Origin of the sequence: Paraburkholderia sp., from assembly GCF_024281035.1 — a bacterium.
GTDB lineage: Bacteria > Pseudomonadota > Gammaproteobacteria > Burkholderiales > Burkholderiaceae > Paraburkholderia.
This window is the reverse complement of record NZ_JAMXLH010000022.1, coordinates 74,786-97,652: the sequence shown is the minus strand read 5'-3', so window position 1 is coordinate 97,652 and position 22,867 is coordinate 74,786. Positions and strand designations below refer to the sequence as shown.

The 22,867-nt window shown below is 60.5% G+C and carries 39 protein-coding genes; 16 read left to right on the top strand and 23 right to left on the bottom strand.

The genetic code is table 11. The annotated features are described in order from the left end of the window. Nucleotides 1-45: 45 nt before the first annotated feature. The 21 genes from Q0L30_RS06630 to Q0L30_RS25775 all read right to left on the bottom strand — a co-directional run bounded on the left by Q0L30_RS06630 (nucleotide 46) and on the right by Q0L30_RS25775 (nucleotide 9,659). Entirely contained in the window at nucleotides 46-282 is a 237-nt protein-coding gene (locus Q0L30_RS06630; RefSeq protein ID WP_296652857.1) for a hypothetical protein, read from the bottom strand. Next, complete coding sequence (locus Q0L30_RS06625) at nucleotides 279-572, bottom strand: hypothetical protein (protein ID WP_296652854.1); 294 nt, start codon at nucleotides 570-572, stop codon at nucleotides 279-281. The genes Q0L30_RS06630 and Q0L30_RS06625 overlap by 4 nt, the downstream gene beginning before the upstream one ends. After that, on the bottom strand, nucleotides 569-1,066 hold the full coding sequence (locus tag Q0L30_RS06620) for a terminase small subunit (RefSeq protein ID WP_296652851.1): 498 nt from the start codon (nucleotides 1,064-1,066) through the stop codon (nucleotides 569-571). Before Q0L30_RS06620 ends, Q0L30_RS06625 begins: the two co-directional genes overlap by 4 nt. A gap of 380 nt (nucleotides 1,067-1,446) precedes the next feature. Further along, nucleotides 1,447-1,989 (bottom strand): hypothetical protein, encoded by a 543-nt coding sequence (locus tag Q0L30_RS06615; RefSeq protein WP_296652849.1) that lies wholly within the window; start codon nucleotides 1,987-1,989, stop codon nucleotides 1,447-1,449. A 118-nt stretch (nucleotides 1,990-2,107) separates the two neighbouring features. Beyond that, nucleotides 2,108-2,617: a glycoside hydrolase family 104 protein gene (locus tag Q0L30_RS06610; RefSeq protein ID WP_296652847.1), complete on the bottom strand. Its 510-nt coding sequence runs from the start codon at nucleotides 2,615-2,617 to the stop codon at nucleotides 2,108-2,110. Continuing rightward, nucleotides 2,617-2,817 (bottom strand): hypothetical protein, encoded by a 201-nt coding sequence (locus Q0L30_RS06605; protein ID WP_296652845.1) that lies wholly within the window; start codon nucleotides 2,815-2,817, stop codon nucleotides 2,617-2,619. Before Q0L30_RS06605 ends, Q0L30_RS06610 begins: the two co-directional genes overlap by 1 nt. Before the next feature lie 68 nt (nucleotides 2,818-2,885). Then, the gene (locus Q0L30_RS06600) at nucleotides 2,886-3,209 is read right to left on the bottom strand and encodes a hypothetical protein (RefSeq protein WP_296652842.1); all 324 of its coding nucleotides are present in this window, start codon (nucleotides 3,207-3,209) and stop codon (nucleotides 2,886-2,888) included. Further along, nucleotides 3,202-3,606 carry a hypothetical protein gene (locus Q0L30_RS06595; RefSeq protein ID WP_296652839.1) on the bottom strand — a complete coding sequence of 135 codons (405 nt, stop codon included), beginning with the start codon at nucleotides 3,604-3,606 and terminating at the stop codon, nucleotides 3,202-3,204. The genes Q0L30_RS06600 and Q0L30_RS06595 overlap by 8 nt, the downstream gene beginning before the upstream one ends. 77 nt (nucleotides 3,607-3,683) lie before the next feature. Further along, entirely contained in the window at nucleotides 3,684-3,947 is a 264-nt protein-coding gene (locus Q0L30_RS06590; protein WP_296652836.1) for a phage portal protein, read from the bottom strand. Further along, nucleotides 3,929-4,249, bottom strand: coding sequence for a hypothetical protein (locus tag Q0L30_RS06585; RefSeq protein WP_296652834.1), 321 nt, complete (start codon nucleotides 4,247-4,249; stop codon nucleotides 3,929-3,931). The genes Q0L30_RS06590 and Q0L30_RS06585 overlap by 19 nt, the downstream gene beginning before the upstream one ends. Nucleotides 4,250-4,625: 376 nt before the next feature. After that, nucleotides 4,626-5,030, bottom strand: coding sequence for a nuclease domain-containing protein (locus tag Q0L30_RS06580; RefSeq protein ID WP_296652832.1), 405 nt, complete (start codon nucleotides 5,028-5,030; stop codon nucleotides 4,626-4,628). Next, a complete protein-coding gene (locus tag Q0L30_RS06575) occupies nucleotides 5,027-5,197 on the bottom strand; it encodes a hypothetical protein (RefSeq protein WP_296652827.1) in 171 nt (56 codons plus the stop codon). Before Q0L30_RS06575 ends, Q0L30_RS06580 begins: the two co-directional genes overlap by 4 nt. Beyond that, nucleotides 5,194-5,859, bottom strand: a complete 666-nt coding sequence (locus Q0L30_RS06570) for a hypothetical protein (RefSeq protein WP_296652824.1) — start codon at nucleotides 5,857-5,859, stop codon at nucleotides 5,194-5,196. The genes Q0L30_RS06575 and Q0L30_RS06570 overlap by 4 nt, the downstream gene beginning before the upstream one ends. Nucleotides 5,860-5,885: 26 nt before the next feature. After that, on the bottom strand, nucleotides 5,886-6,422 hold the full coding sequence (locus tag Q0L30_RS06565) for a DUF1064 domain-containing protein (RefSeq protein ID WP_296652822.1): 537 nt from the start codon (nucleotides 6,420-6,422) through the stop codon (nucleotides 5,886-5,888). A gap of 47 nt (nucleotides 6,423-6,469) precedes the next feature. After that, a complete protein-coding gene (locus Q0L30_RS06560; protein ID WP_296652819.1) occupies nucleotides 6,470-6,685 on the bottom strand; it encodes a hypothetical protein in 216 nt (71 codons plus the stop codon). Beyond that, nucleotides 6,682-6,843: a hypothetical protein gene (locus tag Q0L30_RS06555; RefSeq protein WP_296652816.1), complete on the bottom strand. Its 162-nt coding sequence runs from the start codon at nucleotides 6,841-6,843 to the stop codon at nucleotides 6,682-6,684. The genes Q0L30_RS06560 and Q0L30_RS06555 overlap by 4 nt, the downstream gene beginning before the upstream one ends. Beyond that, nucleotides 6,840-7,862, bottom strand: a complete 1,023-nt coding sequence (locus Q0L30_RS06550; RefSeq protein WP_296652813.1) for a helix-turn-helix domain-containing protein — start codon at nucleotides 7,860-7,862, stop codon at nucleotides 6,840-6,842. Before Q0L30_RS06550 ends, Q0L30_RS06555 begins: the two co-directional genes overlap by 4 nt. Before the next feature lie 7 nt (nucleotides 7,863-7,869). Continuing rightward, on the bottom strand, nucleotides 7,870-8,025 hold the full coding sequence (locus tag Q0L30_RS06545; RefSeq protein WP_296652811.1) for a hypothetical protein: 156 nt from the start codon (nucleotides 8,023-8,025) through the stop codon (nucleotides 7,870-7,872). Next, the gene (locus tag Q0L30_RS06540) at nucleotides 8,022-8,786 is read right to left on the bottom strand and encodes a phage antirepressor KilAC domain-containing protein (protein ID WP_296652808.1); all 765 of its coding nucleotides are present in this window, start codon (nucleotides 8,784-8,786) and stop codon (nucleotides 8,022-8,024) included. The genes Q0L30_RS06545 and Q0L30_RS06540 overlap by 4 nt, the downstream gene beginning before the upstream one ends. A 248-nt stretch (nucleotides 8,787-9,034) precedes the next feature. Then, the gene (locus Q0L30_RS06535) at nucleotides 9,035-9,259 is read right to left on the bottom strand and encodes a hypothetical protein (protein WP_296652805.1); all 225 of its coding nucleotides are present in this window, start codon (nucleotides 9,257-9,259) and stop codon (nucleotides 9,035-9,037) included. Between the two features lie 61 nt (nucleotides 9,260-9,320). Then, nucleotides 9,321-9,659 carry a transcriptional regulator gene (locus tag Q0L30_RS25775; RefSeq protein ID WP_367277787.1) on the bottom strand — a complete coding sequence of 113 codons (339 nt, stop codon included), beginning with the start codon at nucleotides 9,657-9,659 and terminating at the stop codon, nucleotides 9,321-9,323. Nucleotides 9,660-9,739: 80 nt separating this feature from the next. On the opposite strand from Q0L30_RS25775, the gene Q0L30_RS06530 reads away from it, so the two are divergent. The 3 genes from Q0L30_RS06530 to Q0L30_RS06520 all read left to right on the top strand — a co-directional run bounded on the left by Q0L30_RS06530 (nucleotide 9,740) and on the right by Q0L30_RS06520 (nucleotide 11,942). After that, nucleotides 9,740-10,519 (top strand): S24 family peptidase, encoded by a 780-nt coding sequence (locus tag Q0L30_RS06530; RefSeq protein WP_296652801.1) that lies wholly within the window; start codon nucleotides 9,740-9,742, stop codon nucleotides 10,517-10,519. A 79-nt stretch (nucleotides 10,520-10,598) separates the two neighbouring features. After that, nucleotides 10,599-11,231, top strand: a complete 633-nt coding sequence (locus Q0L30_RS06525) for an FxLYD domain-containing protein (RefSeq protein ID WP_296652799.1) — start codon at nucleotides 10,599-10,601, stop codon at nucleotides 11,229-11,231. A gap of 588 nt (nucleotides 11,232-11,819) precedes the next feature. After that, nucleotides 11,820-11,942 carry a hypothetical protein gene (locus tag Q0L30_RS06520; protein WP_296652796.1) on the top strand — a complete coding sequence of 41 codons (123 nt, stop codon included), beginning with the start codon at nucleotides 11,820-11,822 and terminating at the stop codon, nucleotides 11,940-11,942. Nucleotides 11,943-11,954: 12 nt separating this feature from the next. Here the strand turns inward: Q0L30_RS06520 and Q0L30_RS06515 are convergent, their stop codons facing one another. Next, nucleotides 11,955-12,107 (bottom strand): hypothetical protein, encoded by a 153-nt coding sequence (locus Q0L30_RS06515; protein WP_296652794.1) that lies wholly within the window; start codon nucleotides 12,105-12,107, stop codon nucleotides 11,955-11,957. Nucleotides 12,108-12,145: 38 nt separating this feature from the next. Here Q0L30_RS06515 and Q0L30_RS06510 point away from each other — a divergent pair, with 38 nt between their 5' ends. The 13 genes from Q0L30_RS06510 to Q0L30_RS06450 all read left to right on the top strand — a co-directional run bounded on the left by Q0L30_RS06510 (nucleotide 12,146) and on the right by Q0L30_RS06450 (nucleotide 21,653). Further along, entirely contained in the window at nucleotides 12,146-12,436 is a 291-nt protein-coding gene (locus Q0L30_RS06510) for a hypothetical protein (RefSeq protein ID WP_296652793.1), read from the top strand. Nucleotides 12,437-12,467: 31 nt separating this feature from the next. Next, a complete protein-coding gene (locus Q0L30_RS06505) occupies nucleotides 12,468-13,259 on the top strand; it encodes a hypothetical protein (protein WP_296652790.1) in 792 nt (263 codons plus the stop codon). A gap of 74 nt (nucleotides 13,260-13,333) precedes the next feature. After that, a complete protein-coding gene (locus Q0L30_RS06500) occupies nucleotides 13,334-14,233 on the top strand; it encodes a hypothetical protein (protein WP_296652788.1) in 900 nt (299 codons plus the stop codon). Nucleotides 14,234-14,245: 12 nt separating this feature from the next. Continuing rightward, a complete protein-coding gene (locus Q0L30_RS06495; RefSeq protein ID WP_296652786.1) occupies nucleotides 14,246-14,632 on the top strand; it encodes a hypothetical protein in 387 nt (128 codons plus the stop codon). Between the two features lie 26 nt (nucleotides 14,633-14,658). Further along, nucleotides 14,659-15,255 carry a hypothetical protein gene (locus Q0L30_RS06490; protein WP_296652784.1) on the top strand — a complete coding sequence of 199 codons (597 nt, stop codon included), beginning with the start codon at nucleotides 14,659-14,661 and terminating at the stop codon, nucleotides 15,253-15,255. A gap of 12 nt (nucleotides 15,256-15,267) precedes the next feature. Next, nucleotides 15,268-15,705, top strand: coding sequence for a hypothetical protein (locus tag Q0L30_RS06485; RefSeq protein WP_296652780.1), 438 nt, complete (start codon nucleotides 15,268-15,270; stop codon nucleotides 15,703-15,705). A 23-nt stretch (nucleotides 15,706-15,728) separates the two neighbouring features. Next, nucleotides 15,729-16,355 carry a hypothetical protein gene (locus tag Q0L30_RS06480; protein ID WP_296652777.1) on the top strand — a complete coding sequence of 209 codons (627 nt, stop codon included), beginning with the start codon at nucleotides 15,729-15,731 and terminating at the stop codon, nucleotides 16,353-16,355. Between the two features lie 50 nt (nucleotides 16,356-16,405). Next, the gene (locus Q0L30_RS06475; protein ID WP_296653039.1) at nucleotides 16,406-16,897 is read left to right on the top strand and encodes a class I SAM-dependent methyltransferase; all 492 of its coding nucleotides are present in this window, start codon (nucleotides 16,406-16,408) and stop codon (nucleotides 16,895-16,897) included. Continuing rightward, nucleotides 16,894-18,174, top strand: coding sequence for a hypothetical protein (locus tag Q0L30_RS06470; RefSeq protein ID WP_296652775.1), 1,281 nt, complete (start codon nucleotides 16,894-16,896; stop codon nucleotides 18,172-18,174). The genes Q0L30_RS06475 and Q0L30_RS06470 overlap by 4 nt, the downstream gene beginning before the upstream one ends. A 126-nt stretch (nucleotides 18,175-18,300) precedes the next feature. Continuing rightward, nucleotides 18,301-18,531, top strand: coding sequence for a DUF4224 domain-containing protein (locus tag Q0L30_RS06465; RefSeq protein ID WP_296652773.1), 231 nt, complete (start codon nucleotides 18,301-18,303; stop codon nucleotides 18,529-18,531). Further along, complete coding sequence (locus Q0L30_RS06460; RefSeq protein WP_296652770.1) at nucleotides 18,531-19,628, top strand: tyrosine-type recombinase/integrase; 1,098 nt, start codon at nucleotides 18,531-18,533, stop codon at nucleotides 19,626-19,628. The genes Q0L30_RS06465 and Q0L30_RS06460 overlap by 1 nt, the downstream gene beginning before the upstream one ends. Before the next feature lie 124 nt (nucleotides 19,629-19,752). Further along, on the top strand, nucleotides 19,753-20,823 hold the full coding sequence (locus Q0L30_RS06455) for an MBL fold metallo-hydrolase (RefSeq protein ID WP_296653036.1): 1,071 nt from the start codon (nucleotides 19,753-19,755) through the stop codon (nucleotides 20,821-20,823). A gap of 5 nt (nucleotides 20,824-20,828) precedes the next feature. Further along, nucleotides 20,829-21,653: a GNAT family N-acetyltransferase gene (locus Q0L30_RS06450; protein ID WP_367277785.1), complete on the top strand. Its 825-nt coding sequence runs from the start codon at nucleotides 20,829-20,831 to the stop codon at nucleotides 21,651-21,653. Between the two features lie 35 nt (nucleotides 21,654-21,688). On the opposite strand, the gene Q0L30_RS06445 is transcribed toward Q0L30_RS06450, so the two are convergent. Further along, nucleotides 21,689-22,867 carry a carotenoid 1,2-hydratase gene (locus Q0L30_RS06445; protein ID WP_296652767.1) on the bottom strand — a complete coding sequence of 393 codons (1,179 nt, stop codon included), beginning with the start codon at nucleotides 22,865-22,867 and terminating at the stop codon, nucleotides 21,689-21,691.

The following is a 22,867-nucleotide window of genomic DNA, read 5'->3' as shown; positions in this document are numbered from 1 at the left end:
GCGATGGCTGGAATGTTGCTGAACTGGTGGCACACGAAATGGCAATCAGACGCTGGGGGCTTGGGCGCGCTTCACGCGTGCGACGGTTCGAATAGCCACGCATGGCAGGTGCAGCGTGTATACGGTGCCGATAAAATCGCCATCGCGAATATCGTATTTCCCAATGCCGAAAAAATACGTGTAGCGGTTCCCGTCCGCGAATGTGTTGTACCAAAGCTCATTCGAGAATGACACGCTAAGGCGCCACCGGAAAAAATTGAAAACCTTTTTCTTCGTCGTCATTCGTCGTCGCTCCAGTTAATGCATTCATTGCGCGAAGCGGCGCGCATGCGTGCATCGTGGCGTTTCGTGAGGCGCCGGTCTGCCTCGCATGCCCAAGCGGCAACGACGAACACGGACACGGGAAACGTGATCGTAATGAACAGGCAAAACACGACGCACAGCAAGCTACCAAGCAGCGCGTGCGCTTCGTCCAGCAAGTCGCGCCACCCCTCCCACGTGAAAAGGCAGACAGGAATGGCCTTGGCCGATTTCTCTAGGTAACGCCGGTATGCTTTCAGCCACGTTTTCATTCTTCGTCGTCGTCCGGTTCTTGTTCGTCGGCTTCCAGGATCGCTTCCACGTCCGCAGACGTTTCAAGCGCCAACGCTATTTCCTCGCGCAGCACTTTTTTGAAGGCGGTTTCGTTCGTTTCGCCCAGCAGCCGCAGGACGGCGCGCTGGGGAATGTTCAGCATGTTTGTGCGGATGGCGGCCATAAGGCGCGCGGTGGCTTTCTCGAATTCGGCCACGGGCGCCACTTCGTCTTTCGCCTTCGATAGCTCCAGCTCGGCGCGCACGGTGTCGGCGGTGGCGCGACGTAGGTCCAGTTCTTCGCGCGTGGTCGGCGTGGTGGCTGCGGCTTGGCGTGCGCGTTCATCCTCGCGCCAACGGGCCACGTCGGCGGTGTTGAATGACCATTCGATGCCCCGCGCGCCGCGCTGCAGGACGGGGCAATTACCCCGCACCCAGGTGTCGATGGTCGTCAGCGCAACGCCGTGAATCTCGGCAAGCTCGCTGCGATTCACGACTTTCCCTCGCCCCTTTGGCGCCATATGTTTACTACTTCTCGAAAATCACTTTCGCGTTTACACTCAAAAACCTACGCGTCGCGATATAGTTGTAGTCCGCGATCAAAAAATCCTCTCAGAAATTTAATCTCGCGGTGTCTTGGGCCCCGCACCCATGCCGGCCCAGGAAGGACCCACAGTTATCCACAGGCCCACTTATCCACAGCCCCACCATCCTCACCTGTGGATAACTACGCAGTGCGAACCATGGTTACGGAACAATGTCAATACCATTCTGCGATTTGATTGCATCAATCAAATCCGCGTCACGCTTCTGGCACGAATGGTATTGAGTAGCGCTGTCCACATGGTTCTGCAGTAGCGTCACCAGCCTCGCGTCACTTGCCGCCGGAAGTGTTGCCGGGCACTCCACCAGCAGCGACTGGCGAATCGTCGGGTGTTTGTCCACCGGAATTACCGATGCCTGCGTTTGCGTCGTTCCAGATGCGCAGCCCATCAGCAGACAGGACAGCATCAGCAGCACTGCCACTGCCAGCCACGTCAGCATCGCCGTTGCGCTGAACCGATACAGGGGCATTCTTCGCATAGTCTTGAACTCGCTTGGTCAATTGATCGTGCACCGTGGCAACATCGGCCTGGTGCTGGTCTGCGGCTGCTGATACCACCCCTGCCGCGTGATAGTTCGCCAGCGCATCGCTGGCCGCTGCTGCAATGGTCGCGGTTTGCGCTTGGCTCACCGCTGCCGTTTGCTTGTCCCACTTGTCCTGCACTTCGGCCATGCCAGCCGTATGGCCTTTGCTGTAGATGAAGCCAGCGAAAGCGGCTATCGCCAGCACAACAATGGCCACAATCGCCAGCTTCAAGTACAGGCTGAACGGATTGGCTGCGCTCACTTCCTCAACATCGCCCAAGAGGCTCATACCTGCTCCACCCTCATGAAATGCGCCGGCGTACACGCCGACTGATTAGCGTCCAGATGGCCGCACACGTAACCGCCAATGAACGCGGAAATGCAAATCAGCCACAGCCCGAAGGTGTTCATGCCAGCACCCCGCCCGCTTGCTGATACGCCATCGTCAGCGCGGCCATCGTGTTCTGCCGCTGGCCGTAGTTATTCCCCGGAAGCGACGCCCAGCGCGACGTACACGCATAAACCGCATCAGCAAACTTCCCCGCGTCGATCAACGGCAGCGCCCTGCATTCACGGATCATCTGCAGCGCGATCAAATCCTGCGATACAGGCCCGAAGTCGGGCAGATTCAATTGCGCGATGTACGCCGTGGCGAACTTGTACAAATCCTGATAACGCCCCGCAGCCGTCGAATTCAGCGCAGCGTTATAGATATTCGGATGCGTCGCGTAGCTCGGGAACGTAAGTAGCGATGCGGCAATGCCCTTACTCGGGATCGGACCATGCGAACCCACCAGCACGTTGTAACCGTCATCGCTATTCGCGAGCGTCCACGCGTCGATTTCGCTCACTGCGATCATGTCGAGAAACGCCACACGGTTTGCGCCGCCGGCCTGTTGAATACAGATTCGTGCCATTACCTCGGGTTCCTTGCGAATGCGATGAAATCAAGCACACGCTTTTTCAACGTGCGCAGGTAGTAATGCCGGACGCCCAGCGCCGCGAAACACACCACCAGCGCCTGATACGTCCACATCGTTGCGCTATGTACGACGATGGCAAGCGACAGCACCGCGATAGCTGCATACACCAGCTTGCCCACGATGCCGTCGTTCACGCTTCGCGAAAAACCACACCAGCACGCCCACACGATCAAAGTGAAAGCGGCTATCACGGTTAGCGTGTTCATTGGCCACCACCCCCGAACCGGCTGCGCACCAGTTGCCACAGGTCGGCTTCCTTGATGGCTCGAATCACAGCGGACAGCATCGAACCGCCGAACGCGCCGACGAGAAAGCCAACGCCACCAGCGGATTCGGGATTGATATGGAAGTAGCGCATCACGGGCACTGTGAGGAAGTAGCCGCACGTGACGCCCGTGAAAACGAACATGGCAAAGCCGCGCTTCGTTTTCAGGTCGTCGTGGAATGGCACCGCGACTACCGCACCGAACAGTGCCGCAATCGCCCACTCCGCACCTGGGAAATACTTGTGGATGAACTCAAGCACAGGCAGCCCCGTGCGTCGTTTTTTGCATAGTAGAAACCCCGTCGTGGATCACGTCAGGATTTTGTGCTTCGCATTCCCGTGTTTCCACTGCAGGGTTTTTCTTCGGTCGACCACCTTTGTTGCCCGAACACCCCGCAGGCTGGAGGCATTCGCCGCCGAAGTGATGGACCATCTTCGCGGCATCTTCGAAGCCCAAAAGATGCACCAGCAGATGGTCATGCGTGATTCGCTTCGGCACGTAGAGCATTGGCCGATGCGCTTTCTTGCCGGGATTGCCCGAATAACACGTGGGCAGATTGCGCACCAGATACAGCGCCTTTTCAGCGCCGATCACGTCCGCGATTTCTTGTACGCTTTTGGGCAATTCGCCCGTGGTCACTCGTTCGGATTTACTCACTCGTCGGTCCAATCATGAAAGGCGGTTCGTGGGCGGGGCTGTTCTTTTGGGGTCGATGGCACCAAGAATTGATGCCGTCATTGGATAACGACAAACGAGATGCCGTGATGCGTGAGCCAGTCACCGAGCGCATGGCGCAAGGCAGGATCGCGCGGCCATACAAACTCAATCTGCAAATCGCCCGTGCCATCGACAATCTCACCCGAGTGCGGATAGCCGTCAAACTGGATCAGCGCTGCACTCGATTCCCCGTCGACCGTTCGGCGCGCCGTTTCAAGCAGAGATTCCGGCACGTCGGCGTATTGGATGTAAGCGTGTGCACTCACTCGTTGGCCGTCCATTCACGATCGCTGCTAGCAAAGAAAGCCGCCAACGACTTCCTGTTGTCCTTGAGCAACGCCAGACACCAGACGTATTCGCCATCGATCAGCTTTCCGGTTGCGCGAAGGTGCTGCCTAAATTCTTCCTTCACGAACGCTTTTGCCCAAACGCAGCTCTCGCTAAGGACGCCCTTGAATTCGTGGCGCCGCAAGCCGTGAACCAACGTCTGCGTCGGCTGCTCAATCTCTCCGATTCCCGAACGGCGGCCGATGCTGAACACACCGATTGCCGGCATCTGAACCAACAAGGAAATTGGCTTCATGCGGATTCCCCCTTGAGCGATTCCGACAGCCATCGCCATTCGCCCGATTGCCTAAACTCACGCGTCGCCTCGTTATTCCTCGATAGGTGCGTGCTGATCGGCATCCATGCCAGTTTTTCCGTCGCCCACTGATTCGGCCTTACGTCGCACTTGTACATACCAGGAACCTCAACCAGCGCGGCGACCTCCTGTACGTCGCCACGAGAGTCGCGCGCTTTGCACCTCTGGAGCCCGAGTGCGAGCAGAACAGTGCTTCGCGCGACCCGCACAGTTTCCGAACGCAGCCCGACTAGATGCACCGTGGCCCGAGATCCGGGCCACATAACCTCGACGCGCACCGGCTCCATCAGGCGAATTCCATTGATTCGTCGTTCGATCAATCCACCCTCATCTTTTCGGCACGTACCGGAAACCACTGCTCGTAACCTTGATCCCATACGGCAAATTTCGCCGCGCGGGTCGCCGGGCCCTGATCGATCCATTGGTGACATGACGCACAGCCCGGCACGGTGTATTCGTGCTTCGCCTTTATCCCCATGCCCTTACCGTGTCTCGATTGATTTGAGTGACACGGCACAACCGTCGCCGTCGAATGCAGGCATACACCGGGAACGCGCAGATAGCACGGCTCACCGCGGCACGCCGCCAGATACTTCGCGCCGTCCGCCACGGTCGGCTTATTCACTCGACGTTTCATCGCCTTGCGCCGCAGCACTGTGGCGCGATTCGCAAAGCTGCTGAACGACGAGCTCGCCTTACGCGCGAAGCCACTCCGCTTCATTGATCCTCCGGAAGTACGCGCAGCTCGACCGGCGCACCGCTCGCCGCAATGAGCGATTGCCGACCAGCGCGCCAGAAGAGAAACCCGACTGCGCACAGCGCGTCGGACACGTCAGCACCAGCAAACTCACGCGCGAACCACGCGTCGTACTCTTCGCGCTCGGTCATACGGCCACTTGCTGAATGAGGGTTGCAAAAGGGTTCTGCGCGGCGCCTGCGCGAATACTCTTCCGGGCACGCCACGCACGAGACGCCTCAGTTTTGGTCCTGGGCGCTGGCTTCGAGACGTCCGGTAGATCCGCCATATCCCAGCGCATTACCCAGCGGTGGTATCCGCGTGCCCAGCCCGCTATGCGGAACTTCTTGCCGTGGTATTTCCTAATGGCGTCGCCGACAGATGACTCATCGGCGCCGATCTCCTCCGCAAGCTGCTGCACCGTCATCGGCACATCGCGACCAAGGCACACTTCGATGGCGCGCAGGATCCACGAGTAGCCAGTACGCCCCTTCGTGCCGCACCGGGCTTTGCCCGTGATCCCGAGACGAAACGCCTCGGCGCGGGCCGCGATGTAGCCGCGATGCGGAAGCAACCGGTCGACAGCCGCTTTCACGGATTCCTTGCTGCGGTAGATCTTGCGCAGCGTGGCGCGCTCCATCTCAGTCCAGTCGCAGTGAGCGGAAAGCGAAATGCCGAGATTCGATGCCTTGGTCTTCGCCGCCGAGAATGTGCGCCCCGGAAGGAGATGCATCTGGGTGGCGAGCGGCTTTTCGCTCGCGCCTATCAGGCGTAACGCCGCAACTTCCTCGTCAGTCCAGCTCGGCGTGCGCACCTTGCGCGGCGTGTCGTTCCTTGCCATCAGATTTCCTTGATCGTGATGTCGTGCACGGCCAGCATTTGCTTACGCTTTTGCACGTATGTCCGGTTCTTGCGCGTGGCGATCGATTTCACATCCTCGACAACCCGCCTGCCCGTCTCCGCGTCGACGTAGACGAAGTCGGCGACGTACTTCGATGCGCGCTCCCACGTGCCGTCGTCTCGGCGCTTGCGCGGCGTGAGTTCAAACGCCACCTGCAGCTGCAGATCGCGGATCTTGCCCGCCGCCTGCAACTGGATCAGGTGGAACCAGTGCGAGCGCTCTTTCTCGCTGTCGAACTTGATGCCCTCGTGCTCACACTTCCGATTGCCGTACTTCAGCGCTCTCCTCGGCTTCGACATGCCGAGAGTCGGCGCGGCGTCGCGGCGATACGCGGGCGTCAGCGCGTGGCCCGCGCCATCCCCATCAGCGATCTCGTCAAAGCCGTGCGCGGGCTGCACGCCGAACTTCTCGGCCAGCTTCTTCTGCGCGTAGCCCGTGCTCGGCGCGTCGTCGCGCACGCGCGCAGTGCCAACCATCTTTGTGCCGGCCGGGACAACCATCGGCCACGATGTAGCGCGCCTCGTCATTTCCTCGCCTCGCGCCGGTAGTACGAGTCGCAGCCACAGCACGGGCAGACGTGCTGCTGCGCGTTAGCAAAGCGCTTGTGTGGCGCGCTGACGAGATCCGAATGCATACCCTTCCAGCCGCATTTGCGCGTCTTGCTGCACTCGATCGGCTCGTCACGCGCCTCGCGCGCCGCCGCGTTCCACTCTTCCGGCGTTGCGTTGTCGATGCTCATTGCCTTTGGCTCCATTTCGGCGGGTTGAGGGTGCATTGCTGGTGCCCTGGCACGAACACGTATTCCGGCTTGTGCTCGCAATTGCGGTAGCCAAGGCGGTACATCTTTTCGTAGCCGGGCGCCGTGGTCGCGTGCTTGCAGTCGTGGCAGGCATTCATGCCGCCTCCGCAAGCGCGGGCTTCTCGCGCGGAATGTCGTTGAAGTAGGCGTACAGGGCTTCGTAGCGCTCTTCGCTCTCGCGGCTCACCGCGCGCAGAAGCTCTTCCATCCATTCGCCCGGGCCAGCCAGCTTGCAGACCTTCGCCTTGAACTGCTCAAAGAACTGGAATTTCGAGCGGTCGACGCCGAGCTGAGCACCGCGAGCGAGATAGCCGCTTTCCGTTTTCCACCAGTCGGACGGCGCCGCCATCGCTCCGCTCGCGCCAGCCTGCTGCTCATCCTTCACGGGGAACAGACCCGTCCAGCCGCGCAGTACCGCTTCTTCGATGCATGCCCTTGGGTTGTGGCCCTGCTCGCGCAGCTTCGTCAGCTTGCGGATGGAGACTAGAGCTGCGACGCGTGTCCACGGCGCATCCTTCGCTTTCGCCTCGCGGTGCTCGCACCACATCGACCATTCGTCCGCGGTGAGCCAGTCGGGAAGTTCGATCGATCGCAGTTCGGCATTCAACGCAACTCGCGGCGCACGCCGCGCAGGTTGATTGTTCCCTTCCTGTTCCTCATTGTTACTAATCGTTCCGTGTCCCGTTTTTGGGACTGTTTCAGGTGGAATTTGGGACTGTTTGGCGTCGGAATTGGGACTCTTTCCGGTTAAATTCGGAACTGTTCCGCTTTTGGAACTGTTCCGCTTTTGGAACTGTCCCGTTTTCGGCACTGTTGTCGATTCCATCGCGCCGATGCGCACCTCAACGCCGCGAGCAAGGTTGATCTGGTACACGATGACCTGTCGCGTGCGGCCAGTGCGCTCGCCCGTGTCGCTGATCCAGCCGTCAGCCTTCAGGCGATCGAGGTTCGCCAGCACAGTTTTACGGTCCTGCTCCGTCCATTCGACCAGGCGGTCAACGCTCGGATAGGCGATGAATTGCTCATTGGCGTAGTCGCACAGGGCCATGAGAATTGACTTCGCCGGCCCCTTGCCGACCTTCTGATGGCGCGCCCATGTGGTTGCATCGAGGCTCATGTCTTCCTTAGTGGCCGCAGGGAATGGAACCGTCGTCGTGCTGCTGCGCGCCACATGACAGGCACGTCTTCCGCTCACAATCGAGTGCCGCCCACTCGATTTCGTGTTCAATGCGGTTATCCGCCGCATCGGTGCCCGCGGTCAGGAAGGCTTCGTTGCTCATGCTGCTTGCTCCGTTTGCCGGCCATACTTGCGCTGCAGATAGACCTGCCCGCGTCCAGTAACCAGCGTTTTGAAGGTGGGATGCGGCTCCTTGGCCGCGTCGAGCCAGACGTTCTCGACCAGGCGGAAATAGCCCCGGTCGATGTAGTTCTGGTAAGGCTGGTTTTCGGCCATCAGGATGTGATCGGCGCGCAGTTGCCGGAAGAGCCGGTTCTGGCCAATGCCGAGCACGCGCGCCATATCGCCGACGCTGATAGCGTCAGACGTGTTGCGCACCGCTCGCGCGAAATCAACAGCCGGCTGCTGATGCTCAAGCTGAAGGCGCTGGACCTCGATCTGCTCCGCCTGATCCGCCGCAAGGCGTAGCGCGTCGGCGAACGTCTGGGGTACGGCCGGCGCGGCGCCTGCCGCCTGCGATTCGAGTTCCTGCCAGCGATCCACCAGGCGCGCAGTGAATTCGGGCGAGAGCTGCGCGACGATTACGTAGCTGTCGCGCTTGCCGACGCAATAGACGATGCCCGGGCGGCCGCCATTGGACTTTTCCGCCAATGACGTAAAAGTGATCAGGGCGCGGTCACGCAGGCGATCCATCGTGAGCTTGACCGTGTCGTGCCGGGATTCGACAAGCTCAGCAATCTCCCGGCTCGACATGGTGATCGCGCCAGCATTCAGAACGTGGGTGTTCAATCTGGAGATCTCCCGCGGCGCGGTGCCGCATAGGACTGCTAATCTGAGGCAGGAGGCGGCTGGATTGCCAACCACCTCTTGTTACGGATCAGCTTTGATTCCAGCTTGTCGGGCCGCCGTGGCGGCCTACTCCTCCCCTATCTGTCCCTGTTTAGGCCGTGAATCAAAGGCAACCACGAGGGGGTGAAGCGCCCCGTACGCGCCCCTCAGTACGTAATTTCCGAGCAATTCGGGCGTCGAGACACCCTTTGCTGCCGCTCGCACTGCCAGATCAGCCGCCTCCGGTTCCGGAAGCTCCACCGTCAAGCTGGTCTTGCAATGTGTCATACGGCCACCCGCGTCCCAAAGTGGGCCGCTTCGGCACTGCGGTCGAGAAGATTCGCTGGCAAATTGCCAACCGTGCCAAACAACAAAAGGTCTGTGATGCGAGCCAGCGCCGCCGAATCGCTTTCGATCCCATGCAATGCCTTGAACGCCTGCATTCCCTCGTACGCGCGGTCAGACAACCGCGTCTTCACCTCATTGCGGTATTCCGTGCGACGTGACATAACTCCCTCCATTTCTCCAATTGAAACTACTGATCTGGTGCGAGCCTGTTATCGCGACACGTCACGAAGCTCGCGCAACCGCCGCCAACTTCGAACCTTTGTTGATTCCGCCAACAGGAGGCTGAACGTCATCGGAGGCGTCCAACCCCTCGCGATTGGGGACGCACAAAACGGAACGAAGGCTTGCCCAATTCTCATTCGGATTGAGGCGTTCGCACGCAACCCCTGTCGCACTCTCGATGGCTGCGCACATGCTCGCGTCAGTTACAACGCCCGATCTCTTCCAGTAGGAGACCATCTGCTGGGTGGAGCCGATAAGCGCGGCGAGCGCCTTCTGGGACCCGGCGCGGCTTATTGCGTCGTCGATTCCAGTCGTTGTGGGGTTCGTGGGTTCGCTCATTTTTTGCAGGCCTGTTTCTACAAGCGAATTTGTAGCACGTTACAAACACTTTTGCAACATACTTATACAAAATCCTTTGTATGAATACCTTCGCAGACCGCCTGGAATGGGCGATGAAATTGGCTGGGCTTGACCCACAATCTGATCAGAGTGAACTCGCGCGGCGGGTTGGGGATGGCTGCCAGCCGCAGAACATCCAATACTTGCTAGATCGAAACAAGAACGCCAAATCGAGCAAATACACGCCCCGCCTCGCAGAAGTGCTCCGAGTCGACGTGAACTGGCTCGCTTACAATCGCGGGCCAACCCCAACTCTTCCGTCAACCAAATCACTGACTGGCAATCAAGAAGGCCTGGTGACGGGATCGCATGAAAAAGCGAATTCAGGTAGGCTCGCAAGCGAACTACAAAGACCAACCGAAGAAGAGTTTGCGTACGTGCCTCAACTTGACGTATCAGCCGCATGCGGTGAAGGCCGGTTCCAAGACCATATTGTTGTTAAGGGTGGCTTGGCCTTCAAACGTTCTAGTCTCAGGGATTTCGGCGTCCCAGAAAATGCAGCGCGCATTATTTACGCGTCCGGTGGGAGCATGATGCCTACGATTCAGGACGGCTGCGTTGTGTTGATCAATACGGCGGACACCAGCCCGGTTGAGGGAAAGGTGTACCTGATATGCAAGCCGGATGGCGGCCTTGTGCTTAAGCGGCTGATCCGTGACTACCACCCAGCGTTGGGTGGTCAAGCGTGGATTATGCGCAGCGACAATCCCGACAAAATATCGCATCCAGACAAGGTTTTACCGCCAGATGATCGAACGATGATAGCGGGCCGCGCCGTTTGGAATGATAATCGTCTCTGAGCGCTCCTGAGTCCGCTTCTGTCATCGCGCGTTCGAAGAAAAATTATGCGAAGTGAATTAAAACTCATTAACCGAGGTAATGATGAATATCTGGGGATATTTAGCGATTCTTGCACTGAATTTTGTTGTATCCGCTTATTCGGGCCGAAAAGGAAAGAATAAATTTGTTTGGTTTATCATCTCCATCTTAATCAGCCCCTTCGTGGCAGCACTCATCTTATTCTTCCTCAAGCCAAGCGGCGCGGCTGCCGATCAGCCGCCTAAGTCCAGTAAAGATCTACTTGGAGCTGGCATTGCGCTCACCGTCATTTTCTTCGTCATCATCGCGGGAAGTGACCTTGGAGAGCGGTCGACATCGCCTTCCCGGCAAGTTGAAGCAACCGCATCCAACACACCAGCTCCGGTGGCTGCCGCACCCACGCCTGCAGTTGCTGCTGATGATGATGCTTCACGCTTTACCGTCTCAAGTTTCACCCTGCATCGGAATGAATATGGTGGCGTAAGCGTCGGAGGTGTTCTGCAGAACAATACTGGCAAGGAATACTCTTATGTTCAGATTGAACTTAATGTCTACGACAAGGACGGCACGCAGCTCGGTAGCGATCTGGCAAACGTCAACAACCTTGAGCCGCATGCGCGCTGGAAATTCGAGACACCCATCATCCAGGAGGGCGCGGACAGCGTGAAGATTAAGAACATCACCGCCTTCTAAGCACCCATTCCTCAAGCGCCCCGGTCGGGGCGCTTCCTCCCCTTTCCTCATCTCGCGTACGGCCTCCGCTTCGCGCTACGCTGGCATCTACAAATTAAATTGTAGAAACCTCTTGCCAATCTACAAACGTATTTGTAGAATTCATCTCAAGCGCTCCCCAAGAGCGCCCAGCGTCAGAAGTGGGCTAAGCGGAGAGCATTGCCGCACAGTGCTCTGTACTTAGCCCACCTCTCACCACCCCGCCAGATCGCTGGAGTGAGAGATGAATGCCCGCAAAGCCCTTCGCCGTGCAGCTACAAAGTCTCTCGATGGACATTGCCGATTCGTTGCTCATGTCGGCTGCTATGTAGTTGTCCTCACTCTCAGTGATCTGGCTCGTTACCCAACGGCACGTATCCATTTGGCCTTCTCGGGCGGCAAGCTCGTCGCGCCGAGAGGACTGGAGAGTTGAGATGGCACGCAAAACGGTAGCTCAGGGGGACATCGGCCTCTATCGCGCTGGATGGAATTGCGCAATGCGCGGCGGTCGTCCCGAATCGTTCTCATTTTTCTATCTGCAGGGCTTCCGTGATGCGAAGAGGCCGCGCAATGACTAACTATCGCGTCTGGATCGGCGCTGGCGTCGCGGTCGCGATTTGGTTGTTCAGCAATTCGCATTTCGACTCCAGCGCCGCCATTTTCACGGTCTGCACCGCAGCTCGTTGCACCTGACCCCGTAGAGGCTCACCAATGGACATAGTCGAAGTTGTTTGCATCGCAGTTCTTATCGGATTGGCTGTAGGCGCAGCGGCCGGCGTTTTCGTTGGAAAGCGCCCGAGGATCGAGCGCGAATCGCACCCGTTCGATGAGCCGCTCAGCACGCGTGACGATGAGCAATACCCGCGCCGGTACGAATAATCCAATTGGAGGAAATCATGCCCCGAACGAAGATGAGTGACGAAGCGCGCGCCGCGAAGCAGCGCGCTCGGGCCGAAAAGAGGGTCGCTGAGCGCGAAGCCGCTAAGGCTGCGTTGCGAGAACAGATTACCTCGCTCGCCAGCCACATCCCCGAACACGTGCGTCAGGGGGGGGTGCAGACAGTTCACGCGTGGAAAGCCGCTCTCGACAAGGCCACTGGCGTCGCAGAGTTGATGCGCGTGTCTGTAGACCGTCTCAAGGATGTTTCGGACCTCCTCAGATCTCAAGTTGAACATCACGCGGAATAGAGCGAAACGCAATTCTCGATAAGGATACCAAATGAAGATCACCACCGACCTGCTGCGCCAATGGGAAGCCTGTACGGATGGCTATGGCTGGTTCATCCGTAAGTTTCCGCAGGGTGCCGATTACGGCGTCGTGCAGCAGGCGCTGCGCGATGACAGCCGATTCGACGATTCGTCGTGGCTCACCGATCACGCCTTCGGTCATCTACTGGTCGAGCCGGCGGCTGTAGGAGACATCACTGCCGACGCGAAGGCCGCGAGCGACAAGCTCATCGCCGACACGACGGCGCTCAAGGTTGAGGTCGAGAAGGTGGGCGTACCGGCCGAGAGCGATAACAGCGGCGACTACGCGCGGATCGGCTCCAGCGGCTACTCCGCGCAGATCGGCTCCAGCGGCAACTACGCGCAGATCGGCTCCAGCGGCAACTACGCGCAGATCGGCTCCAGCGGCGACTACGCGCAGATCGGCTCCAGCGGCAACTCCGCGCAGATCGGCTCCAGCGGCGACTACGCGCGGATCGGCTCCAGCGGCGACTACGCGCAGATCGGCTCCAGCGGCTACTACGCGCGGATCGGCTCCAGCGGCAACTACGCGCAGATCGTGGCCGCTGGCGAAAACGCCGTCATCGCGGTTGCTGGGTTTGGCGCGCAATTCAAGGTCGGCCCCAATGCATCCGTATCAGTCGCCTATCTCGACTCCAATGAGCGCGCCCGCTTCGCGGTCGGGTACGTCGGCGAGAACATCAAAGCCGATACCTGGTATCGCGTTACCGAGTCTGGCGTTTTCGAGGAGGTTGAGACTGGAGAGCTGGCCGACGCAGCGTGACCGCCATGCCCATGCGCGCTTACCCAGCATTACTCGCAGTCGCGGCTACCGTGACCGCGGCGTGCCTCTCAATCATGGCTGGCTGGCAGCGTGGCGGCTTTTTGGCTGAGCGCGCTCTGTGGGTCGCCGTAGGCGTCGTGCTCGTCGTCGCGGCTCACCTGCTGCCCGCCCTCTGCCGGCCGCACGGCTGGTCCGTTCGGGTGATCGGCGCGGTGCTGTGGGTCAGCTGCATGGCCGCTACCTGCTACGGACATGCCGTCTTTTTCCTTATGGCGCAGAAGCATGCGGGTGAACTGCGCGCCGCCGCGGTGCTGGTAGTCACGGCACAGGGACGCGGTCTGGCCGAGATCGCACGTGACCGTGCAGACGCAGTAACGCGACTGGCCCGCACCAATGCGCGTCGCTGCGTCGAGCCATGCCCAAGCCTGACCGCCGAGCGCACCGCTGCTGCTGCTCGCGTCGGCGCACTGAACATCGAGCAAGCCGAAGCGCGCCGCGCTGAGGCCGCACAGGACCGCGCCACCGCAGCCCGAGCCTCCGCCCTGGCTGATCCGGTTACCGGCGCCCTGACCGAATTTGGCGTGGCCGCGCCGCGCGCCGAACTCGTGACCGGCCTCGCCTTCGCCGCCGTACTGGAAGCCGTCGCGTGCTTCTGCTGGCTGCTCGCACTTCGCCCTACTGACCTGACTGAAATCGCGGTAACGCCCGCCACTAAAGGCAGTCACGCCGAGTCAGTAACGGCAGTCACGTCCGCGAGTAACGCCGTTGCGCCGGTCGCGGAGCCGGTCGCAGTCGAGGCCGCCCCGGTGCTTCGCCTGCCAGTAGTCGAGCAGGCAGACGACGTGACCCGAGTCATTACCGCAGTAGCAGCCGGCCAGCTGCGCGCGACGGTGACCGAGATCCGGAAATTCCTGGGCTGCTCTCAGGCACGCGCCGCAGCAGTCCGCAAGCAGATCGAACCCTCAACCATCTGAATGGGCTGAATCATGAAAAAGACCGCAATCATCGCCGCCGTTCTCATCGCTATCGTCGGCCTCTCTGGCTGCAACAACGATGCCGATGTGGCATCGCAGAACCTGTCGACGGCCGCCGACAACTTCCAGATCAACCGCCGCATCGTGTTCTACAACGGCTTCACCGGCGAATACATGCTGACCATCGAGGGCTTGTGTTCGAAGGACAACTCCAGCACGGACACGAAGCTGGCGATCATCTGCAAGACCGGGCCCAACGAATACAAGAAGCATTTCCTCGGGCTGTCGAACAACGTGACGTACTTCATCGAGCAGCTCGATCCCGCCGCCGCGAGCACCTACCACTACAAGGTGGTGTTCAAGCCGTCCGTGATCGTGCCGGACATCTCCATCAAGTGATCCCCACCACGTAACGGCAGAGAGATATGAGCCAAACCATCGCCGTCCTATTTGCGCGCCCCGACAGCATCTACAAGACGCTGCCCAACTGCGATGTGTGGGACATCGACCGCGACGCGCGCAACTGGCCCGGTGGATCGCCTGTGGTAGCGCACCCTCCATGCCGCGCATGGGGACGGCTCGCACATATGGCAAAGCCCCGGCCCGATGAAAAGGACCTCGCACGCTTCGCGGTGGCCATGATTCGAAAATACGGCGGCGTGCTCGAACACCCGTCGGCGTCTCGCCTGTGGGTAGACCAGCAGCTCGGCACAGTCGCCCAGCCCGACGCGTGGGGCGGTTGGACGCTGCCAATTCATCAGCATTGGTTCGGCCATAACGCCGAAAAATCGACGCTGCTCTATATCGTCGGCTGCCCGCCGGCGGAAGTGCCGGAGATGCCTATGACCCTCGGCGAAGCTCCGATGGTCGTGAGTACGTCCGGCCGACGCGCTGACGGGTCGCGCAGTCACCGGCGCCCCGAAATAAAAAAAGACGAGCGCGAGCACACGCCTATCGAGTTGGCGAAATGGCTCGTCGAGTTGGCGCTGCGCTGCCGAGTCACCGAAGCAATGACCGCCTGAAACGAGGAAACGATGAAAGCCGAACTGACCACGGGCGAGATCGTCACCCTGCCGAAGGACTGCAACTGCTCCACGCACAACGATCCGCACTGGACGTACATGGACCGGGTAACGCGCGCCATCAATCGAGAGTTGCTTGACCCCACCGACAAGACACCCGAACAGCGCTATTACGGCGCGATTGGATTTGCAAAAGAAGACCTCGTTCGCGTCGAGGCGAAGCTTCGCGATATGCAGCAGCGCGGGATCGTGCGCCTGATTCCCGAGGCGTCCGATGAGCCCACCGACGAGCAGCGTGCACAGCTTGAAGAAAACCGGCAATGGCTGCTTCGACGATACGAAGCGGCGCAGCCGAAGCCGGCCGAGGCGCCGAAAACGGACGACGAGGTGCGACGCGAACGTAATGACCGCCGCGACGAAGTTCGCGAGCATGCGAAGTCCGCTCTTTGAACGCATAACGAATCGAGGAAACGATGGATACGAAACAACTGATCGCAGACGCTGAAAAGCTCGCCGCACGACTCGAAGCTGACTCTGACCGCTGGGTGGCCACCGATGACCGCTTCGACGCATTCCGCCTGCTACGCAAGCTGAGCGCTGCTCTCCCTTCCGATGTAGCGCAAGCGCCGGTAGCGTGGCTTGTCCGCTGGCCCAATGGTCAATTCGATCTGTTCGCGGATGAAGGAGAAGCGCTCGGCGAGGCCGAGAATTTCCGTGCTGTTCCGGAGCCGCTCTACGCAGCTCCCGTAGCAGCGCAAGCGCTGCTTACCAACGAGCAGCGCACCACAATCCAGACCGCAGCCGATACGGCGCATCGCGTTCTGTGCGCAGGCGGCGACTACGGTGACGAACTGAGCGACGCTGGACTTCGCCGTGACTTGAAGGCCGCACGTGATGCGCTGCGTGCGCTCGCCGCCGCTCCCGCGCAGCAGGCGGTAACGCTGCCGGACGCTGCGCGCGAACAGGCGTTTGAAGACTTCACGGCAGGTTACGACCTCGAATCGAGCGAATGGCTCGACATGGACGCGCAGCAGACGTTTGTTCATGGATGGGATGCCGCGGTGGAAGCCTTTGCATTGGCACAGGGAGGCACCCAGTGAGCGACGTGGTTGAACAAAAACTTGTGCTCGACCCGTGCTGCGGAAGCCGCATGTTCTGGTTTGATCGTCAGCACCCCAGCGTGATTTTCGGGGATCAGCGTCGCGAGACGATAACGGTGACGGACCGATCACACCGCGACGACGGCACTCGCACGCTGCATATCGAGCCTGATGTCCTGATGGACTTTCGCGATCTGCCTTATCCGGATGGTTCGTTCAAGCTGGTTTCGTTCGATCCGCCTCATCTGGTGCGTGCTGGCCCGAAAAGCTGGCTCGCGGCGAAGTACGGAAAGCTCGGCGAGGACTGGCGCGAAGACATTCGCAAGGGCTTCGCAGAGTGCTTCCGTGTCTTAGCGGAGCACGGGACGCTCGTTTTCAAATGGAACGAGACGCAGGTGAAGGTCGCAGAAGTCCTCGCGCTGACGCCCGAGAAACCCTTGTTCGGGCATGTATCCGGCCGTCGTGGCCTCACACATTGGCTCGTGTTTATGAAGCGAACCGACGCCGCCCTGCAATCCCATTCCGAAGGAGAGAATCAATGAAGCTGACCGACGAACAGCGCGGCACGATTCAGCAGGCCGCAGACACAGCGCATCGCGTTCTGTGCGCCGGCGGCGACGACGGCGACGAACTGAGCGATGCAGGCCTTCGCCGTGACTTGAAGGCCGCACGCGACGCGCTGCGCGCGCTTCTCGCCGCTCCCGTCGCTCCTGCTGCGGTAGCGCCACTGACAAAGGAGCAGAGTGAGGTCATCGCCGACGCCGAGCGCGTGCTGTGCGAGAACTGGGAGCACGAGACGGCCGATCGCTTGCACGAGGCGTTCGCTTCCGCGGCGGCGCGAGCCACAGTGAAGGGTGATACGCAAGGATTTATCCCGGGGCGCCTCACCGCCAGCCAAACTATAACCAGTCAATATGCGCATGGCTGGAACGATTGCCTTGCGGAGATCGAGCGAAACCTGTCTCAACAGCGCTGCACCGACGCGACGCCGCAAGTCGTAGCACTGTCGGATGAACAGCGCGCGACGCGTGACACCCGTTTCACGCATCCGGGATGCGAGTGCTGCGCGTGCCCGGCTGGCGTTTGTCAGGCAGAGGCGGCGCGGCACGACGAGCGCGCGGCGTTGACTGACCAGCAAATCTACGACAAGTTTTATTTTCTGGAAGGGCTTGTAAGCGAGGGAACGTACCGAAGAATCGCTGACGCAGCTATCGAGATTTGCAGATCGGCAGTATCGCAATCCACGGTGAATGGCAGCGAGACGGATATGCGCGCCGTGACGGAAGATCGCAAGGCCGTAGTAAAGGCAGAGCGGGCCATTCGCAATAACCCGTCAGCAACTCTCTCGATCGTTCGCGGGTTGCAGGCCGCTTTGGATGAGGCTCGCGCGGCAGTATCGCAAGCCACGAAGGGCGACGATCAGGAGGCGTTCCCGTATCAACAGACGTTCAACGCCATTGCGGCCGCAACGAAGATCGATGGTGGCCATATCGGTATCTCCGTGATCGCCTTCCGCGAAGCGTTCGGCGCGACAGCACCGCAAACTGGGGCGATGCTGGATGAGCCGGGCCTGACGAATCCCCTTGCGCCTTACGGGATGCTCGTGCGGGCACTCCGTATCGTCGCGAACACAACGTTGCTCGACATGGCGAAGAGCCTATCCAGTACACCGGCAACGCTCTCGGCCGTCGAGTTTGGACACAAGCCGCTGACCGACGCGATGGTCGCCGCTACTGCGGCGTTCTTCTCCAGCCTCGGCATCCATGACACGCTGCACGCACTGAGTGCCGCCCGCGACGGAGCCGCCGATGTTCGCTGATCTCATGCTCGTTACCTCGTGGTTCTCTGCAATGTCCGTTTTCCAGTCAACGTGGGCATTCATTACGTTAGCGTGCACGAGAGGTAACCGCTCTCCCATAGATGGTAACCAGAAAGGAGGTGCTGCATGAGCGAACAACTGATGAAACAGGTGGACCTTGTGCACATCACCGGCAAAAAGCGCTACTCGAAACAGGTCGAATGGTTCAAGCGCATGTTCAGTGTGGATGTGGTGCGTCGCGACGACGGTAGTATCGTGATGACGTGGGCGACTTACGAGTCGCTAAGCGCGAGGCGCGTTGGCATCATGCCCACCTCTTCCCATGGGCCCGCACCCGTTGAGTTGTGTTTCGACTGATGGCAACCGAGCGCAAGAAAGCGAAGTATCCACGCGTTTATCCGAAGCATGGCGCCTGGTATTGGGTCGAGCCACGCACCGGAAAATGGATCAGACTGTGCGCGCAAACTGACAGCGAGACACTGCTTGTCGAGCGTCTCGCTGTTGAGCGCAAGCGATTCGAGAGGCCGGATGGTACTGGCGACATGCGACCGCTGATCGATGAGTATGTGAGAAAGCACACAGCGCTGCACAAGGAAAAGGCGTGGCCGAGGTATGGTAAGTACGCCGGTAACGGCTTTCGGAATGCCAATTTGGCCGACATTAGGCCGACGCATGTGTCGAGCTGGCTGAAAGTGAAATATGAGGGAAAGCTCCACATGCAACGCACGATGCGCGCGTTTCTCTCTGGATTCTTTCAGTGGTGCGTCGATGCGGGAAAGATCGACTCTAACCCATGCCGGGAGGTGAAAATCAAGAAGCCCAAGGCGAGCACGGTTTACATCACCGACGAACATTTCGCAAAGATTCGCTCGATGATGCTGTCGTACAGCTACACCACGAAGGATGGACGGAGTATCGTCTCGCCAGTTTCCACCGGCCCGATGATGCAGTGTTTCGTGGATCTGTGCTACCTGACTGCGCAGCGCTCGACGGAAATCCGACTGCTGAAATGGAAGGATGTCGACCAAGAGCGCGGTGTGATTCACTTTCTGCCGACAAAGACCGAAGACTCAAGCGGCGCCGCAGTCGACTTTGTGATTTCGCCAGAGATTGCCGCGGTGCTCGATCGTGTGCGCGAGATCGATGGCGGCATGCAGCGCATCGGCGACGCGAACGTGATACACGCGCTCGACGGTGGCCAGTACGACAACACGGCGATGCGCTCCGCGTGGAAGCGCGCAACCGAACGCGCCGACCTGGACGGTTTGGGTTATACCGTCAAGACTATCCGGGCGAAGGCGCTCACTGACGCCGCGCGTGCTGGCTACGGCATCGAGGCGCTGAAGGAGGCTGCAGCGCATACTGATACAAAGACGACCGAGATTTACCTCAAGCAAAAAGACGTTCCGGTTGCTGATGTGCGGCTGTCAATCCCGGTCATGAAGTCAGCCTAGCGCGCCGTCACGCCAGATATTTATTAGACAGCCGTTAGACTTTGCATTAGACAGTGCGCATACTGATACGCTTAAATGGCTGTCAACGCTTGAAGAAAAAGGCGCCGAAATGCACTCAACCATGCTGATTTTTCGACAGTTGATCGACCCGCAGTCGTCCACGTATACCTATCTGCTTGCCGACAGCGAATCGGCCGAGGCGGTGCTGATCGACCCGGTGTTCGAGCAAGCGCGACGCGACGCCGCCCTGATCGAGGAACTCGGCGTGCACCTGCTCTACACGATCGATACGCACGTTCATGCCGATCACGTCACCGGCGCGTGGTTGCTCAAGCGGCTTACGGGCAGCCAGATCGCCGTTTCCGCCGCGAGCGGCGCACAAGGCGCCGACCGCTACCTGGACCATGGCGATCGCTGCCATTTCGGCGCACGCCACCTCGCCGTGCGCGCGACGCCGGGGCATACGCGCGGCTGCATCAGTCTCGTGCTCGATAGCGAAAGCATGGCCTTTACGGGCGATTGCCTGCTCATCAGGGGAACGGGCCGAACCGACTTTCAGCAAGGCGATTCCCGCGTGATGTTCAGATCAATCCATAAACAGCTGTTCACGCTGCCTGCGTCCACCCTGCTGTTCCCCGGTCACGACTACCGCGGGTTGACGGTGACGAGCGTCGGCGAAGAGCAGCGCTTCAATCCGCGCCTTGGCGGCGATCTGTGCGAGGACGATTTCACGGGTTTTATGCACAATCTGAATCTGCCGCATCCACGGCAGATTGCCGTCGCCGTGCCTGCAAACCTGAAATGCGGCGCTGCGGCGTGCGACCCGACCCAGATCGCGGAACCCGATTGGGCCGTGCTGACCTACACCTTCGCAGGCATATGGGAAATCAGCCCGCAGTCGCTCGAAGAGCAGCTCGCGGCCGTGCAGATCATCGATGTCCGCGAGCCCGACGAATATGAAGGCCCGCTGGGGCGCATTCCCCATGCGACGCTGATTCCGCTGGGCGATCTTGCGCAACGTGCCGGAGAAATTCAGCTTGATCGCCCGGTCGTGACCGTCTGCCGCGCGGGAGGCCGTTCGGCACAGGCAACGACGATCTTGCGCAAGGCCGGTTTTCCGGCCGTCGCCAATCTGGCGGGCGGAATGCTGCGCTGGCGTGCGGAAGGCCGCATCGTCGAAAACGCCAGCCCCTGAATTTTTTGTGCGGGGCGGGAGCATTTCGTACGCAAATTCATGCGCGAACGCAGACGCAAAGTTTCTTCGTCGGCGTTTGGCGCGGCGAGCCGGTCGCGTGCCTCGCCGCCGTTGCCTATGACGAACGCTTTGGCTTTGTCGGTCTCTTCATCGTGAAACCCGGGTTTCGCGGCAAAGGCTTCGGCATGCGAATCTGGCAGTACGGCCTGCGTTACCTTGGAGAACGCAACGTCCGTCTCGATGGCGTCATTGCCCGGCAGGCGAACTACAGGAAGTCCGGGTTCCGGCTCGCGTACCGCAACATCCGCTATCAGGGGCGCGTGGACAGAGTCGGGTGCGCACACGTGGCGGCAGCGGCCGACGTGCCGTTCGAGCAGTTGCTCGCCTACGATCGCCGGTGCTTTCCCGCCGCGCACGAGCGTTTCGTCTCCGCCTGGATCGCGCAGCCGGATGCGGTTGCGCTCGCGACAGTCGACTCGGGCCGTGACCCCGGATACGGCGTCGTGCGCCGCTGCAAGGTGGGCCGCAAGATCGGCCCGCTCTTCGCCGACGACGCGGGCGTCGCCACTGGGCTGTTTCGCGCGCTGGCGGCGAGCATGCCCGGCAAGGCCATCGTGCTCGACGTGCCGGAAACGAATCCTGCGGCCGTCGCGCTGGCGGCACGGCGCGGCACGGCACAGCACAGCACAGCACAGCACAGCACAGCACAGCACAGCACAGCACAGCACAGCACAGCGAGCGTCTTCGAAACCGCGCGGATGTACACGGAAAACGCGCCCGCAATTGCGATCGATTGCGTGTTTGGGGTGACGTCGTTTGAGCTGGGGTGATGGGGCGGACGGGTCTGGGCGTTACCGGTCAGCTTCTAAAGCTCAAGCCGCTGAACATATCCCGTGAGTTCGAGATAGCCGCGTCCTATCGGTTTTGCGGCGCTTGTGCTCTCCGAAACCGGCCTGCCGGTTGCCGCACCAGCCTGAAACGCCGTCACCGCTCCCTCCCAATACACCGCGCCGGTGCTCGCGCGGCTGTCGAATTCCTGATCGTCCATTAGCGGCACGAGCGTCAGATGCAGGTCCTGCGCGTCGACGCGCATCGCTACCGGATAATGTGCGCCGGTATGCGGTGAACGCCACCGGCGCAGCGGCGTGAAGCTCACGCTCCCGGGGGATAGCGCATGCGTGCTTCCATCGGCGGCGCGCAGCGTGCCGCCTGCCCAGAACTTGCGGCCTGCCTTGTCGCGGATCTGAATGGCCATCAGCGCGCCGCCGTCATCGAGATCGATGCCGATCCAGTCCCAGCCGACCGCGCCGTCCGCGAGCGGCGCCGACGACCATTCGTGATCGAGCCATGCCTGCCCGCGCACGCGCTCACCACTGCCGGGCGAATGACCGCTGCGCTTGAGCACGCCGTCGACGCGCAGCCACGGCTCGCTGTAGTAGTAGCTGGCCTCGTCCGGAAGCGGACCTTTGCGGCTATACCCGCTTGCGCCGTTCACGAGCACCGGCTGCGTCGGCTCCAAAGTGAAGGCAAATGCAAAGCCGGGCGTGGCGACGTTCAGGTGGTAGCGGCCGTCCATGTGGCGCTCGAGCGACCACTCGTCAATGTGTACGGCAGTGTCCGTCTCCCTCGCGTCGGCCAGGCCGAAGCCGCGGCGCGCAACGCGCTGGTCGTACTGCAGGCTGCCCACGTGTGGATCGCTCAGCGCCATGTTGGCGAGCAGCAATTGATTCGGCGCGAAGCGGCTCGGATTCGCGTCGTCGAGGGCCGGGCGCGAGCGGAAGAACGTCGCTTCGAAGCCCAGTGATGCATCGGCAGCGGCGCTCGGCGAGGCATCCGTTGCCGCGTTGGCATGCGTTTGCAGCCAGCCGGTCACGTACCACCATTCGTTGCGAAAGCTCGAATGCGCGCCATAGTCGCGCGGGAACACAAGCGGCTGTCCGCTCGCCACCGCTGGAAATTCCGGCATGCGCGCCCACGCAGCACTTGGCGCCTGGGCGGCTAGCGGCCATAACAGAAAACTGCGCAGGAACGTGCGTCGTCTCAT